Genomic DNA, 15,290 nt, shown 5'->3' with positions numbered 1-15,290 from the left:
CACCTATTAAGACTTCAAAATTAAAAAATATTTTTAAAACAAGTCAATCAACAAGTGCCCACACAGATTGTCTGATATATTGTTAAAGAGCAAAAAAGAACGACGCACTGGTTTTATTACGTTTCACAACAGTGCGTCGTTGTGTGGGGCGTATTATAGATATTTCAGAATTCTTTGCAAGTGCTTTTTACAAAAAAATTCAATTTTTTTATCACATGATGATTTAATCATCAAAGTGATTTGTATTTGTTCAACATTCAAGGTAAATTACCCCAAAAAGAGTAAGCAATCTAATGAGGTCTTCATGAATTTTGAACAAATGATTGGTTTAGGTGTGGCAGGCAATTTCGCAGGACATTTGGAACAAGCCGGCGAGGCGGCTGATTTCACTCAAGTAAAAACAGAAAATGCCATTCAACCCAAAGCGATTTTCCCGTTTTATGTGCCAAGCGAAAAATCGGGCTTTCTTTCTACCTTTCCTTTAAGTCACAATCAAATTAATTTTCCACAAGGCGCGGATAATCTTCAAATTGAACCTGAAATTACGCTTATTTGTGATCTTACCTATAAAGGAAAGCAAGTTGAGCATATTATTCCGCACTATTTTGCAGCCTATAATGACTGCTCTATTCGTCGCCCTAATGCGAAAAAAATCTGTGAAAAGAAAAACTGGGGATCGGCAAGTAAAGGTATTTCATCAAAACTGATTCCACTTTCTTTCTTTGTTAAGGGAAGTGAAATTGATCAATATCGTATCGCTTGCTTCCATAAACGCAATGGCGAGCTCAATACGTATGGTATTGACAGCCCTGCTATTGGTTATAGCTATTTCCACCAACAATTATTAGATTGGATCGTGGATAGAATGAATAATCAACCCGATGAGGGACCGATGAATCATATTGCTTCTTTGTTAGAGCAAGCAAACTATCCTGAACAAGCGATTATTAGTATTGGCGCCACCCGTTATACCGAGTTCGGCGAAACGCATTTCTTACAACCCAATGATCTCAGTATTGTTGCTGTGTATGACGGTGAAAAATATTCTGCTGAGGAAATTGAGAAAATGGCAAGAGATGAAAAATTTGCAGATGACATTTCAGCACTGATTCAGAAAGTGGTTTAGTATACATATAAAAAGTGCGGTTAATTTCGACCGCACTTTTTATTTACTTCCTTCTTAAAGAAACTTCTCCGGCATTAAAATACCGCTCGCCTTCATCGGTTATGACTTTTAAGTAACCGCGTTTATCAATTCCCTGCTCTATACCTGAAATCGCGCTTTGCTCAGTAAAGACGTTCACTTCATCACCAAAAAATTCATTATAGTTTATCCATTGTTGCATGAATTCCTCATCAATGCCCTTTTCTTCAAATTGAGCTAATCGAGAATAAATACGTTGAATCACTTTAATAAGGATCGTTTCACGATCTATATTTGGATCCTGTTCGGTTAGCTGCGCATACGGCTGACTAATTTCGGTTGATTGTGGTAATTTTACATTGATCCCAATACCAACCACTAAATTAAGCAACCCATTCTTATGATTAATGATTTCCACTAAAATGCCACCAAGCTTCCGCCCTGAAAGCAAAATATCATTTGGCCATTTCACTTTCGCATTTAACGCTTCTGCAATCGCTAAACCGATTACTAAACTTAATCCATCCAATGCTTTTTTAGGATCGATAGTCCAATAAAAACTGAAAATTAACTGCCCTGCAAACGGTGAAAGCCATTGACGACCACGACGTCCCCGCCCTGCGGTTTGATATTCTGCCAGACACAAATCACCTTTTTTTAATTGGTTAATTTGATTCGTTATAAATTCATTTGTTGAAGAAATGGTTCGATGATAATGCACAGAATAAGGGAAAAGTGCGGTCGAAATTGTTTGCGGATTTAACAAAGGCATTTCTGGCACTAACTGATAAACATCATTTTCTTCTTGAATATTCAATCCCGATTCTCTCAATAATGCTATTTCTTGCGCCAATTCATTTGACGTAATATTTAAAAACGACATCAAATCTGACCGCACTTTAGGGTGGCAATCAGACAAACAATCCAATAACGATGGCATATTCATTCCTTCTCATAAAAATCTTGGCAAATCTTACCATAAAAGCGAAAAAATTCATTTTCAACCACATGAAAAATCTGTATAATCCCGCCGCAATATTTTTTAACACAATTCTTAACAGTGAGATATTGCCATGCTTAGAATCAAACAAGAAGCTCTGACTTTTGACGACGTTCTACTCGTCCCAGCTCATTCAACTGTTCTTCCGAACACAGCCAACCTCTCAACTCAACTCACCAAAGAAATTCGCTTAAATATTCCGATGCTTTCTGCAGCGATGGATACTGTCACAGAAACCAAATTAGCGATCTCTTTAGCACAAGAAGGCGGCATCGGCTTTATTCACAAAAATATGACGATCGAACGCCAAGCGGATCGTGTTCGTAAAGTGAAAAAATTCGAAAGTGGTATCGTTTCTGAACCTGTGACTGTTTCACCAGATTTAACTCTTGCAGCACTTGCTGAAATGGTGAAGAAAAACGGCTTCGCTGGCTACCCTGTTGTAGACGGTGAAAATAACTTAATCGGTATCATCACTGGCCGTGACACGCGTTTCGTAAAAGATTTAAGCAAAACTGTTTCACAATTAATGACGAAAAAAGAAGACTTAGTTACCGTAAAAGAAGGTGCAAGCCGTGAAACAATTTTAGAATTAATGCATCAAAACCGCGTAGAGAAAGTACTTGTTGTAGATGATGCTTTCAAATTAAAAGGCATGATCACCGTTAAAGACTTCCAAAAAGCGGAACAAAAACCAAATGCATGTAAAGATGAATTCGGTCGTTTACGCGTAGGCGCAGCAGTAGGTGCAGGCCCAGGTAACGAAGAACGCATTGATGCATTAGTGAAAGCAGGCGTAGATGTATTGTTAATCGACTCTTCTCACGGTCATTCAGAAGGCGTATTACAACGCGTTCGTGAAACTCGTGCAAAATATCCAAACTTACCTATCGTTGCGGGTAACGTAGCGACTGCTGAAGGTGCTATCGCACTTGCAGACGCAGGCGCAAGCGCAGTGAAAGTAGGTATCGGCCCTGGTTCAATTTGTACCACTCGTATCGTAACCGGTGTAGGTGTTCCACAAATCACTGCTATCGCAGATGCTGCGGCGGCATTAAAAGATCGTGGTATTCCAGTTATCGCGGACGGTGGTATCCGTTTCTCTGGCGACATTGCAAAAGCCATCGCTGCAGGCGCAAGCTGTGTAATGGTTGGCTCTATGTTTGCCGGTACTGAAGAAGCACCGGGTGAAATCGAACTTTACCAAGGCCGTGCATTTAAATCTTACCGTGGTATGGGCTCATTAGGTGCAATGGCGAAAGGCTCATCAGACCGTTACTTCCAATCTGATAACGCAGCAGACAAACTCGTACCAGAAGGTATCGAAGGTCGTATTCCATACAAAGGTTACTTAAAAGAAATCATCCACCAACAAATGGGTGGCTTACGTTCTTGCATGGGCTTAACTGGCTGCGCAACCATCGAAGAATTACGTACAAAAGCCAAATTCGTTCGAATCAGTGGTGCAGGCATTAAAGAAAGCCACGTTCATGACGTAACTATTACGAAAGAAGCACCAAACTATCGTATGGGCTAATCCGTAAGGTGGGCTTTCTTCCACCTTTTGTTGTTTTAAAGTGCGGTTAATTTTTGCAAAGTTTTAGGGGAAATTGACCGTCCACACTATCAAGAATAAGAGCATTATAAATGACAAACATCCACAACCATAAAATTCTGATCCTCGACTTCGGTTCACAATATACTCAACTGATTGCGCGTCGTGTGCGTGAAATCGGTGTGTACTGCGAACTTTGGGCGTGGGATGTGACTGAAGAACAAATCCGTGAATTTAATCCAGACGGTATCATTCTTTCTGGTGGTCCTGAAAGTACCACTGAAGAAAACAGCCCACGTGCACCTGAATACGTATTTAATGCTGGCGTGCCTGTATTGGGTATTTGTTACGGTATGCAAACCATGGCGATGCAACTTGGCGGTTTAACTGAAACCTCTGAGCATCGTGAATTCGGCTATGCTTCTGTTTTAATGGATAATCCGACCGCACTTTTCGCTCATTTAAATGATGGCGATAGCAAATTGGATGTATGGATGAGCCATGGCGATAAAGTAACGCGTTTACCTGAAAACTTCCAAGTTACCGGTACGACTCCAACCTGTCCAATTGCTGCAATGTCTGACGAAAATCGTCGATTCTACGGCGTACAATTCCACCCAGAAGTAACCCATACCAAAAAAGGTTTGGAATTATTGATGAATTTCGTGGTGAATATTTGTGGTTGCGAAACCAAATGGACAGCAGAAAACATTATCGAAGATGCCGTTGCTCGTATTAAAGAGCAAGTGGGCGATGATGAAGTGATTTTAGGTTTATCTGGTGGTGTGGACTCTTCTGTGGTTGCATTACTTTTACACCGTGCCATCGGCAAAAACTTACACTGCGTATTCGTGGATAACGGTTTACTCCGCCTACACGAAGGCGATCAAGTCATGGAAATGTTTGGCGATAAATTCGGCTTGAACATTACCCGTGTTGACGCTGAAAGCCGTTTCTTAGGCGAACTTGCAGGCGTATCGGATCCTGAAGCGAAACGTAAAATTATCGGTAAAGTATTCGTTGATGTATTTGATGATGAATCAAAAAAACTCACTAATGTGAAATGGTTGGCACAAGGTACGATCTACCCTGATGTCATCGAATCTGCAGCAAGCAAAACTGGTAAAGCACATGTGATTAAATCACACCACAACGTAGGTGGCTTACCAGACTATATGAAACTTGGCTTAGTTGAACCACTACGTGAGTTATTTAAAGATGAAGTACGTAAAATCGGTTTAGCATTAGGCTTACCGGCTGAAATGATCAACCGCCACCCATTCCCTGGCCCAGGTTTAGGCGTGCGTGTATTAGGCGAAGTGAAAAAAGAATACTGCGATTTATTACGCCGTGCAGATGCGATCTTTATCGAAGAATTGCGCAACAGCGGTTGGTATGAAAAAACCAGTCAGGCTTTCAGCGTGTTCTTACCTGTGAAATCTGTAGGTGTGATGGGCGATGGCCGTAAATACGATTGGGTTATTTCCCTACGCGCAGTAGAAACCATCGACTTTATGACCGCACATTGGGCTCATTTACCTTATGATTTATTAGGCAAAGTATCTAACCGCATTATCAACGAAGTGAATGGCATTTCTCGCGTGGTGTATGACATTAGCGGAAAACCCCCAGCAACGATCGAGTGGGAGTAACCTAGATCAATTTAAAGGGCAAATTATTTGCCCTTTTCTTCTTTCATAGCACTAATTTATCTCATCAATATTCACTATGGATATCGCATTTTTACTCGGTACTAAAATTATTGAACTGACACTTATTGTGCTTATCGGCTATGGGTTGGTTAAATCAAAATTATTAAAATCAGAAGATAGCAAGCCGCTTTCCATTATTGGCCTTTATGTCATCAGCCCATCGGTAATGATTGAAGCCTTTCAAATTGATTACACACCTGAAATTCTACAAGGTTTGCAGCTTTCACTACTTATGGCCGTATTTCTTCAGGTTATTCTGATTATTATTGGCAGTTTATTAAAGCGCCTATTAAACCTTGATCCTATTGAGCATGCCACTTCCATTTATTCCAATTCTGGCAACTTAATTATTCCGATTGTGATGTCGCTATTTGGTAAAGAATGGGTCATTTATGCAAGCTGTTTTATCGTAGTACAAACCTTTCTATTTTGGACACATTGCCGTTTGATTATTGTAGGAAAAGGAAATTTATCGCTGAAGACGATTGCCAAAAATATCAATATTTGGTCAATTCTTGTTGGAGCATTTTTGTTTGCTTTCCAAATTAAGTTGCCAAACATTATCAATGGTACGCTGTCTTCGATTGGATTATTTATTGGTCCGAATGCCATGCTTGTCGCCGGTATGCTGATTGCGGCAATTCCTTTACGGAGCATCATAGCATCCAAACGCATTTATTTAGTTACACTCTTGCGGTTGCTACTTATTCCACTTGCATTATTGGTATTAATAAAGCTGATTGGGTTTATACAGTGGGCTGAAAAAGGCGAGATCATTGTGCTAATTAGCTTTTTAGCCACCACTAGTCCTTCTGCAGCAACCGTGACACAAATGGCGGTGATTTATAACAACAATCCACAAAAAGCCAGCGCCATTTATGGTGTAACGACGCTGCTTTGTATGTTTACTATGCCACTAGTAATTGCGTTATATCAAATGTGGGGGTAAATCGTGGAAAAGTGCGGTCAATTATTTAAGCACTTTTGATACCAGTTGCTCTTTTTTCAAACGATAAAGTTGATATAAGTTAACGAAAAATAAGAATGCGTTTAGAAGCGCAACTGGATAAGATTTGATGATCAAACTGTAAATGACAAAGAGTATCGCCCCAATAGCATTGACAACTCTCAAGTGAATAATCGATTTAAATAAAAAAGACACAGCCACAAAGAATGTTGCCAAATAACCTAATAATTCAATGAAATTAAATTCCATAAATCTCTCCGTCAACAATGATTGAAACGGCATCATAAAAGATTTTGGAATTCAGGGAAAGAGGCAAAATAAAAGCAACCGATTGCAATATCAAGAAATTTTTATTTCGCTCAACATTCTCTTAGATAAAGACTTTTTGCACTAAAAACATATAAAAAATTGTGCCTGCCGAGATGGAAAGAAACATATTCTTTTTCCAGAAATGTAATCCCAACACTAAAGCACCCGCAATAAAATCAGGCAAGCCATAATAACCGCTTAGCACGTCCACATTTTTATAGCAATACACCACTAGCATCCCAAACATCGCTGCGGGTAATACTTTACCGAGGTAACGGATATACTCTGGAATTGGACGATTTGTAGGAAAGATCCAGAATGGCAATAATCGGGTAAATTGTACGCACAAAATACAAATCGCAATGGTGATAATTTGTTCCATCAATGTCATTTCAGTGCCTCCAATTTAGATGAAAGTTTAGGACGTCGTACCGTTAATAGAATCCAGATACTAATTAGAGTTGGCACTAAAAAGTGTTCTTTCCCAACAATTAACAGCGATACAAAAGCTACGCCTAAACCTAATAATGAGCTTTCATGAAATTTTTCTTTTAGCCAGTTTTCAGCAAAGATTACGAGGAAAAGTGCAGTCATCCCAAACTCTACCCCTTTTAAATCAAAAGGAATGATTGAACCAAATAGATTACCTAATCCTGCGCCTACAATCCAATAAAGATGGAGATAAAAGCTGACAAAGAACATATACCAACCTTTATCTAAATGATCGGGAATCTTCGCCAGATAGTTCAGGGAAAAACTTTCATCGACTAAGGTAGTCATTAAATACCAACGTTTTTTCCCAATTTGAGCACCATATTTTTCTAACATGGAAATGCCATAAAAAATCTGACGACCACTTACCATCAGCGTAACTAATGCGACACTTAAAGGCGAAAAAGGCATAACTAATGCGGCTGCCGCAATAAACTCCACGGAGCCCGCATAAATGAGTGCTGCCATTGCAACAGGGAACCAAACACCGAATCCTAATGCTTTCATGTAAATGCCATATGCAATGCCTAAAAATAAAAAGCCAGCAAGCATTGACATGCTGTAAGGAAATGCCGCTTTTGCTGCGGCTTTGATGGGATTTTCTGTCACAACTTCTGACATATTGACCTACTACAACGCTAAAACAGACAAACCAGGTAAGGTCGAAAAACTTTGTGCTTTTACTGTTTGATGGAAATCTTCGATATAAGCTAAATTAGCATCTTCTTTACGAATTGCCGCATAAAGGTTACTGTACAATCCTTTTTCTGTAATTTTGCGCGCCACCACATAACCTTTTTCTAAATAAGGTAATGCCGCCCAATAAGGCACGGTAGCAATGCCACGACGACTCGCCACTAACTGGATCAAGGCGATTGTTAGCTCTGTCGTACGACGCGGCGGATTAATATCTTTCGGTTTCAACACTTGACGATATAAATCCAACATATCATCAGGAACGGGATAGGTTACCCAAGTTTCCTCAGCAAAATCTTCCGCCTGCCAAACGTCTTTATTGGCTAATGAATGATCCTTAGCGCAAATACCCACCATTTCATAAGAAAACAATGGTTTAAATAAAACATCATCATTTTCCTCAACTTCTGATACTATCGCCCAATCAGCACGGTGAGATAGCAATAAGCCTACTGGATCAGTATGGAAACCTGACACAATATCTAACTCCACCAAACTCCAATGCTGGCGAAACTCATCCATCGCGGGCATTAACCAATCGAAACAGGTATGACACTCTACCGCAATTCGTAATTGGCCTGCATCACCATGTTTTACGCGAGCAAGTTCTCGTTCGGCATCAATCACTTTTGGCAAAATTTCATTTGCAAGACGAATCAAACGTTCACCAGCGGCGGTAAAACGTAATGGATTACTTTTGCGCTCAAAGAGGAGCAAACCGAATTGTTCTTCCATTAACTTAATTTGATGAGAGAGTGCGGATTGTGTTAAATAAACACGTTTTGCCGCCATCGAAACGCTGCCCGTTTCCTTCAACGCAAGCAAAGTTCTAAGGTGACGAAGTTCAAGAAATGTGGGTTTCATTAGAATAATTCATCAAGTTATAAGATTAGATGAGTAACATAATAACGCAAATTAAATTTGCCGAAAAGAAAGTGCGGTCAAAAACATTAATATTTGTGACCGCACTTAACGCGATTATTTATCTAATTGAATAGGGAGAAATAAGCTCAATGGTCGTTTTTTCATAATTTGACAAACTTCTCGCCAAATTCCCCACCAACTATCAATTTCAGCATTTAAAGAACGCAAGGCAACCCAAAGCGTGAGTGAAAAACTAACAATTAAATTCATCAAGCCAATCAACAGAACAAAAGCAATACATTGTAAAAGCAATGAATAAGTAAATTGCCCGCTCACTGCAATATAACCTACATTTGCTGATGAAAATGCCACATGACGTATATCTAATGGAAGATGCGTTAAGTATCCTACTACGCCAGTAATGCCGAGCAACATCCCAAAACAAAGATTACCGATAATCGACCCATAATTTTCATGCATATAATTAGCGAATTTAATTCGGCATTTTTCAGTCATTACTTTTTTCAGCAACGGATGTTGTATTAAACGCATACGAATATTCAAATAATTACTACGATTATCAAAATAGCCAGAAATAAGTCCTGAACAAAATAGCCAAACGCCAGCGATGGCCGCAAACCATAAGGTTCCTGCCAAAGGATCGATACTATGCAACTGATAAGCGATTTGTTCAGTATTCATTAGCGGCTCTCCCATCTGGTATTGGTAAACAAAAGCAATCAATGCTGCAAGTCCCATCGCAATAACCACATTGCCTAATACGGCAATACTCTGTGAACGAAATACATCCACTAATAACTGTGCTAAGGTCATATTTAAGGTTTTACCTTGCGGGTTTTTCTCTACCGCCTCCGCAAAACGAGCCGCTGTCATGGCTGGCTGTTTGGTCGCCACTGTAAAATGTAACATAAAAATGAGTGTAAATCCTAAGCCGTAATTTAAGCCTTCAGCAATCCCTTTCCATACTTTGTCATCAATGATGCTGCCTAAATAGGTTTTAAATAATGCCATTAATGCAATTAATACACCGCCCCCCGCTGCGGAATAAAACATCGACCAATATTCCTTTTTATCTCGGGTAATATAATGTTCGCCGTGATCACCTGCATTTTGTGTAATACTGCGAGCAATTAATTTTGAACTTTGTTGCCAAAGTCGAGAAATACTATGTTTCTCAGCGGCAGCGCGTGCGAAATGATTAATAAGGAGCAATATTCTATTTGATAAATAGCGCTCTGAAGCAAAAAGTGCCATTAAAGTTTCCAATCGCTCTAACGTTTGAGAAAGACGTTCTAATAAATAAGCGACATTTAACGAGGATCCCATAATTGCTCCTCGCTTTTTTAAACGCTCTACTAATCTTTTACACTGATTAAACATCACCTGTAAATGGCTATCATCAAAATATATAAATTGACGACGTGCTTGTAACCAATCAACAACTTCTCGATGCAAAGCGACAAAAGGTGAATCAGCATTTAATAAAGAAGGCTCCATTCGCATTAGTTCTGGTTCCATATCTTCAGCCGCAACCCAAATTGAAAGCATTTCAATAGCAAATAACCCTTCACTTTCAATATGTGTTTTTAAACGATCACGATCTTTTTCTGTAGCATAATGAGCTAAAACAACAAAGATTGCACGCCAGGCCTTCAATGGGATAGCGTTAATCCACTGAATGTCATTTTTGTCACTAAATAAGAGATAAAAAATATCACGTAAGTCATTAATATCTTTGAAAGATGGATTAAAACGTTCATAAATACGTGTTTTCATTTCTCGCCCAAAACCTTCACGAGAAAGAATACCACTACTAATAAACAAAGGATAAAGGCGTAAACTACATAACCAATCGCATAGTAATTTTGCAACGGCCTCCCCTAACGCTTTATCTTGTAGTAAAGTATGTTTCAACAATTGTAAAACTGAAAGAATTTGTGTTGGCTTACTTTTACGCAACAATTGACATATACCTTCAACAAGACCAAAAGCGTCTTTTTGCTCAATTTTCTGTTGTAAAAATAACAACAACGCATCAGGTTCTATCACTAATTTCATCTATACTTAATACCTTTATTCATAGAAGAGCGCATTATACAGATTGAAATCAAAAAAGAAAATCTGAAAAAAGTGCGATCTGCGATCGATGTTGAAAGGGTTTGAAAAGAAAAGACGTATGTTTCCACACGCCTTTAGATTAACATTATTTCTCTTTCTTCAGCAAGAAAATTCCTTGTTCAGAGAAATTCAGATAAGCTTGTTTGAGATCAGCATTGAAGTCTTCAGGTTTAGTGTTAATGAGCAATTCTTTGCCAGCCCAAATTGCCACCACTTCCCAGTGGTTACCCATATAGACTGCACTCTTGATTTCACATTGTTGTGCTACTTCACCTTCAGCTTTTAAGTAAATTGCTTCAGGACGTACGCCCACTAAGCATTCGCCATCCGATAAATTAAATTGTGCTGCATTACTTAATGGCAATTTGTAGCCATTCACATCAATAGTGTCATTTTCCAATTTACCTTCAAAGATGCTCGATTCGCCCATGAAGTTTGCAAGGAATAAAGAGTTTGGACGCAAATAAAGCTCTTTTGCTGAGGCTTTTTGCATGATTTTACCTTTATTCATGACGATAACTTCATCGGATACCGCAAATGCTTCGGTTTGGTCGTGAGTCACATAAAGTGAGGTAATACCTAAATTTTGTTGTAATTCCCGGATTTTTTCACGCATAGAACGACGTAAGTTAGCATCCAAGTTACTTAATGGCTCATCAAAAAGTAATACTTTTGGTTTTAATACTAACGCACGTGCTAATGCCACACGTTGTTGTTGACCACCCGAAATTTGATCCACAAAACGATCTTCAAAGCCTTCTAAGTCAACCAACTCTAAGGCTTCTTTTACACGTTTAGTGCGCTCTTCTTTTCCCACACCTTGCATACGTAAACCATAGCCTACGTTATCACCGATACTCATATGCGGGAACAACGCATAAGATTGGAATACGATACAAATATCACGGTTTTGAATAGAGGATTTAGTTACATCTTCACCATCGATAAAAATCTGACCTGAAGTTGGATTTTCTAAGCCTGCCACTAAACGTAACACAGTGGTTTTACCACAACCGGATGGACCTAATAAGGTCACCATAGTGCCACGTTTAATGGTTAAATCTAAATTATCAATGACTGTGGATTTACCAAAAGATTTAGTGATATTTTTTAATACTAAGAAATCATTATTACTCATACTATTTACCTACAACTTAACGAGTTAATTCATTTTTTTCGCTTTAGAACGGGAAATTCGGGTATCACCCACAATCCAGTCAAAGAATAAAATAATGGCCATCATCACGATGATTAAAATCGAACCGTATGCAATCGCAACACCATATTCACCATCTTCTACACGGTTTAAAATATAGGCTGTTGCCACACGTGTATCAGCGGTGACTAAGAAGATAATCGCACTCACGGTAGTCATCGCACGAACGAAGCTGGTGACCAATGCAGAAAGTAAAGCTGGTTTTAACAATGGTAAAACGATAAACCACAAGGTTTTCCATGAGCTACCTTTTAAAGAAAGAGACGCTTCATCGAGTGATTTATCTAATTGACCAAGACCTGCAATGGCTGCACGCATACCGATTGGTAAATCACGCATGACCATTGAGATGATCACGATGATGCTAGTACCCGTAATGTAAAGCGGTGCATTGTTAAAGGCTAAAATATAAGATACCCCAGCTACTGTTCCTGGTACGGCAAAGCAAAGCATGGTTAAGAACTCAAGAGATTTTTTACCTTGGAAATCTTTACGCACCACAATATACGCAATTAATAAACCGAAAAGTGCGGTCAATGGCGCGGCAATTCCTGCGTAAATTAAGGTATTAATCAATGATGGCCATGCCCCATCACTTAAGCCTTGTCCGAATAACATCGCATAGTTTTTGAAGGTTAAAGTGTAATCCACGCCCCAGTTCACAGTAAAACTACCATAGAAAATACTGCCGTATAACGCTAAGTTAAAGAGTACCCAGAAACCAAGCATACCGATGATGGTGTATTTCAAGCCGGTTGGTAAATCTTGCACGTCACCACGATAGGATTTGCCTGAAACGGTCACATAAGAGCGGTTACCAATCCAAATATATTGGATGATAAATACCGCTAATGAGAAGATTAAAAGCATCGAACCTAAGGTACTTGCTGAAGCATAATCTAATTGTGAGCCTGCGATATAGAAGTAGATTTGTGTCGCGATGACGTCAAAGCTACCACCTAATACTAATGGGTTACTAAAGTCCGCTAAGGATTGGATAAATACGATTAAGAATGAGTTTGCCAATGCCGGACGTAGTAATGGGAAGATGATATTGAAGAAAGTTTGGTAACGATTTGCACGTAAGGTATAAGACGCTTCTTCAATTGATGGGTGAACAGATTTTAATGCCCCATCTAAAATCATGAATGAAATCGGCGCAAAAGCAAGAATCTGCGCAATGGCAATTCCGTTAAAACCATATAACCAGTTGTGGTTCTCAAATCCAAATGTGGAGGATAAAAACTCAGTCACATAACCAGAACGACCAAGCATCAATGTTACCCCTAAGCCCACAACAAATGGTGGTGTAACGATTGGTAAAATAGAGAAAATTTTACCAATAAATGCCGTTCTACGAGCAATACGGGTGGTATAAAGTGCAAAAGCCAAACCGAAAATTGTTGATACGATACCCACAAAGCCAGATAAGAATAACGAGTTACTAATCACACGTACAATATAGCTTTGAGTTAAAATTCGCATCACTTGTTGTGGCGCAAAGGTATCACCGTCATAGAACATTGAAACAAAGATGGCCAATGTTGGATAAACGATGAAGAAGAAAATTAATAAGATAATGCAAAGTAAAGAGGCAATAATAAATTTATCCCCTTGCATTACTTTCAATTTCGCGAAAGAAAACGTCGCCAATGCGGTTAAACTCGCGATTAATACAACCACAGAATAACCCATGCTGATTTTATAAATTGTCGCACTGATAAAGATAAACAACGTCGCAGTGGCAATAAGATAAAGCTCAGCTTTCGCTTGCGTATCCTTCGGTAATTTAAGAAGTGGCATCAATCCGTATAAAATAACCGGTAAAAACCATAATGCCGTAATATTTAACGAAGACCAACCCATTGCACCTAGGTATTCATCGCTTGTGCTTTCAAACAAGCCATAATCTAAAGCGTGGGAAGGCAGAAGAAGAAATGCAATAACAGCAAGAATTATCCAAAAATTGGCTGATTGGATAATAGGACGTTTATTTGCGTTCATACAACCTCGCATAAAAGAAAAAAGCGAAATAATATAATAGCTATTATTTCGCTATGTATACATCATTATTTTGCTAATTTAACATCATCAACCCATTTGGTGATCAAACGTTTACGTAAATCACTTGAGCCATATTTGTCAAAATCATAATTAATTAAATTAATGGATTTAAAATCGAGCGCATAAGGCGATTGCTCAGCGGTGCTATTGGTTAAAATAGAATACGCTTCCCCTTTTTTCCAGGTTAACTCTTGGGCTTCTTTTGATAACGCCCAATCCACAAATAATTTCGCATTTTCAAGGTTTCTTGCACCTTTAATCACGCTCACGCCGCCGATTTCATAACCGGTACCTTCACAAGGTACGACTAATTCTACAGGGGCACCTTTTGCTTTCTCTAAAGAATATTCATGTAAAAAACCAATTCCGATTGCGGTTTCGCCACGTGCCGTATTACGGGTTGCGGTATTACCTGATTTGGTATATTGGGAAACGTTTTTATTGAGTTCTTTGAGATATTTGAACGCTTCATCTTCACCCCAAAGTTGGATATAGGTCGCTAACTGAGTATAACCTGTTCCAGAACTTTGTGGATCGGCTGCTTGGATCTCATTACGATACGCAGGATTGGCGAGATCTTTCCAACATTTTGGTGTCGGTAAATTGAGTTTTTTCAAACGTTCTGGATTGATACCAAAGCCTAATGCACCGAGATAAATCGCGGAGGAATAGTTTCCTTTAATTTTAGCGGGGTCTCTAAACTGTTCAGGAATTTGTGCAAGATTTGGTGACTTATACGCTTCAAGTAAGCCCATTTCACCCGCTTGAGAATGAGGATCAAGCGTACCGCCATACCACACATCCCCTTGAGGGTTGTCTTTTTCTGCATCAATTTTGGCTAAAATTGTGCCCGTACCGCCACGAATAAAACTGGTTTTGATACCATATTTTTTCTCAAAAGCCATGGTCTCTTGCTCACACATCGTATTTTGCGCACTGCAATAAACCACTAAACGCCCTTCTGCAGCAGATGCGTGAGAGCTCAGTAACACGCCACCAAATACAACACCAGAAAGTGCTAAAGCAACGTTAGACATTTTCATTGATTCACTCCTGTGTCTTTATAAGAATAAGATGAGTTGGCACTCATCGTAGTAACCCATCTTGTGGGTTTAAAATGCAAAGTGCGGTC

Annotated in this window: 13 protein-coding genes; 4 read left to right on the top strand and 9 right to left on the bottom strand. The window is 39.1% G+C overall.

Features of this window, described 5'->3' with window-relative positions:
* Positions 1-304 precede the first annotated feature (304 nt).
* Positions 305-1,126 carry a DUF5718 family protein gene (locus ACXVWP_RS03895; RefSeq protein WP_289901208.1) on the top strand — a complete coding sequence of 274 codons (822 nt, stop codon included), beginning with the start codon at positions 305-307 and terminating at the stop codon, positions 1,124-1,126.
* A 43-nt stretch (positions 1,127-1,169) separates the two neighbouring features.
* On the opposite strand, the gene birA is transcribed toward ACXVWP_RS03895, so the two are convergent.
* Positions 1,170-2,090, bottom strand: a complete 921-nt coding sequence (gene birA, locus ACXVWP_RS03890) for a bifunctional biotin--[acetyl-CoA-carboxylase] ligase/biotin operon repressor BirA (RefSeq protein ID WP_289901209.1) — start codon at positions 2,088-2,090, stop codon at positions 1,170-1,172.
* Positions 2,091-2,217: 127 nt separating this feature from the next.
* Here birA and guaB point away from each other — a divergent pair, with 127 nt between their 5' ends.
* From guaB to ACXVWP_RS03875, 3 genes are all read left to right on the top strand, one after another.
* Positions 2,218-3,681 (top strand): IMP dehydrogenase, encoded by a 1,464-nt coding sequence (gene guaB, locus ACXVWP_RS03885; RefSeq protein WP_289901210.1) that lies wholly within the window; start codon positions 2,218-2,220, stop codon positions 3,679-3,681.
* Between the two features lie 110 nt (positions 3,682-3,791).
* On the top strand, positions 3,792-5,351 hold the full coding sequence (guaA, locus tag ACXVWP_RS03880) for a glutamine-hydrolyzing GMP synthase (protein ID WP_111326895.1): 1,560 nt from the start codon (positions 3,792-3,794) through the stop codon (positions 5,349-5,351).
* Between the two features lie 76 nt (positions 5,352-5,427).
* Positions 5,428-6,360, top strand: a complete 933-nt coding sequence (locus ACXVWP_RS03875) for an AEC family transporter (RefSeq protein ID WP_289901211.1) — start codon at positions 5,428-5,430, stop codon at positions 6,358-6,360.
* Between the two features lie 21 nt (positions 6,361-6,381).
* Here the strand turns inward: ACXVWP_RS03875 and ACXVWP_RS03870 are convergent, their stop codons facing one another.
* The 8 genes from ACXVWP_RS03870 to ACXVWP_RS03835 all read right to left on the bottom strand — a co-directional run bounded on the left by ACXVWP_RS03870 (position 6,382) and on the right by ACXVWP_RS03835 (position 15,201).
* Positions 6,382-6,627 (bottom strand): YgjV family protein, encoded by a 246-nt coding sequence (locus ACXVWP_RS03870; protein WP_289901212.1) that lies wholly within the window; start codon positions 6,625-6,627, stop codon positions 6,382-6,384.
* A 121-nt stretch (positions 6,628-6,748) separates the two neighbouring features.
* Positions 6,749-7,078 (bottom strand): branched-chain amino acid transporter permease, encoded by a 330-nt coding sequence (locus ACXVWP_RS03865; protein WP_289901213.1) that lies wholly within the window; start codon positions 7,076-7,078, stop codon positions 6,749-6,751.
* On the bottom strand, positions 7,075-7,800 hold the full coding sequence (gene azlC / locus ACXVWP_RS03860; RefSeq protein ID WP_289901214.1) for an azaleucine resistance protein AzlC: 726 nt from the start codon (positions 7,798-7,800) through the stop codon (positions 7,075-7,077). The genes ACXVWP_RS03865 and azlC overlap by 4 nt, the downstream gene beginning before the upstream one ends.
* A gap of 9 nt (positions 7,801-7,809) precedes the next feature.
* Positions 7,810-8,739 (bottom strand): LysR family transcriptional regulator, encoded by a 930-nt coding sequence (locus ACXVWP_RS03855; protein WP_289901215.1) that lies wholly within the window; start codon positions 8,737-8,739, stop codon positions 7,810-7,812.
* A 114-nt stretch (positions 8,740-8,853) separates the two neighbouring features.
* A complete protein-coding gene (locus ACXVWP_RS03850) occupies positions 8,854-10,818 on the bottom strand; it encodes a site-specific recombinase (protein WP_289901216.1) in 1,965 nt (654 codons plus the stop codon).
* Positions 10,819-10,963: 145 nt separating this feature from the next.
* On the bottom strand, positions 10,964-12,016 hold the full coding sequence (gene fbpC, locus ACXVWP_RS03845; RefSeq protein ID WP_289901217.1) for a ferric ABC transporter ATP-binding protein: 1,053 nt from the start codon (positions 12,014-12,016) through the stop codon (positions 10,964-10,966).
* Between the two features lie 24 nt (positions 12,017-12,040).
* Positions 12,041-14,098 (bottom strand): ABC transporter permease, encoded by a 2,058-nt coding sequence (locus ACXVWP_RS03840; protein ID WP_297569540.1) that lies wholly within the window; start codon positions 14,096-14,098, stop codon positions 12,041-12,043.
* A gap of 65 nt (positions 14,099-14,163) precedes the next feature.
* Positions 14,164-15,201, bottom strand: a complete 1,038-nt coding sequence (locus ACXVWP_RS03835; RefSeq protein WP_297569537.1) for an ABC transporter substrate-binding protein — start codon at positions 15,199-15,201, stop codon at positions 14,164-14,166.
* Positions 15,202-15,290 lie beyond the last annotated feature (89 nt).

The organism is Haemophilus sp. SZY H56 (assembly GCF_054332415.1).
The sequence above is the reverse complement of the archived record's forward strand: the minus strand, read 5'-3'. Positions and strand labels throughout refer to the sequence as shown.

Coding starts and splice junctions, on each gene's coding strand:
- fbpC (WP_289901217.1), bottom strand. CDS start 12,016: ATGAGTAATAATGATTTCTTAGTATTAAAAAATATCACTAAATCTTTT.
- ACXVWP_RS03840 (WP_297569540.1), bottom strand. CDS start 14,098: ATGAACGCAAATAAACGTCCTATTATCCAATCAGCCAATTTTTGGATA.
- ACXVWP_RS03850 (WP_289901216.1), bottom strand. CDS start 10,818: ATGAAATTAGTGATAGAACCTGATGCGTTGTTGTTATTTTTACAACAG.
- ACXVWP_RS03835 (WP_297569537.1), bottom strand. CDS start 15,201: ATGAAAATGTCTAACGTTGCTTTAGCACTTTCTGGTGTTGTATTTGGT.
- ACXVWP_RS03865 (WP_289901213.1), bottom strand. CDS start 7,078: ATGACATTGATGGAACAAATTATCACCATTGCGATTTGTATTTTGTGC.
- ACXVWP_RS03895 (WP_289901208.1), top strand. CDS start 305: ATGAATTTTGAACAAATGATTGGTTTAGGTGTGGCAGGCAATTTCGCA.
- guaA (WP_111326895.1), top strand. CDS start 3,792: ATGACAAACATCCACAACCATAAAATTCTGATCCTCGACTTCGGTTCA.
- ACXVWP_RS03875 (WP_289901211.1), top strand. CDS start 5,428: ATGGATATCGCATTTTTACTCGGTACTAAAATTATTGAACTGACACTT.
- birA (WP_289901209.1), bottom strand. CDS start 2,090: ATGAATATGCCATCGTTATTGGATTGTTTGTCTGATTGCCACCCTAAA.
- azlC (WP_289901214.1), bottom strand. CDS start 7,800: ATGTCAGAAGTTGTGACAGAAAATCCCATCAAAGCCGCAGCAAAAGCG.
- ACXVWP_RS03855 (WP_289901215.1), bottom strand. CDS start 8,739: ATGAAACCCACATTTCTTGAACTTCGTCACCTTAGAACTTTGCTTGCG.
- ACXVWP_RS03870 (WP_289901212.1), bottom strand. CDS start 6,627: ATGGAATTTAATTTCATTGAATTATTAGGTTATTTGGCAACATTCTTT.
- guaB (WP_289901210.1), top strand. CDS start 2,218: ATGCTTAGAATCAAACAAGAAGCTCTGACTTTTGACGACGTTCTACTC.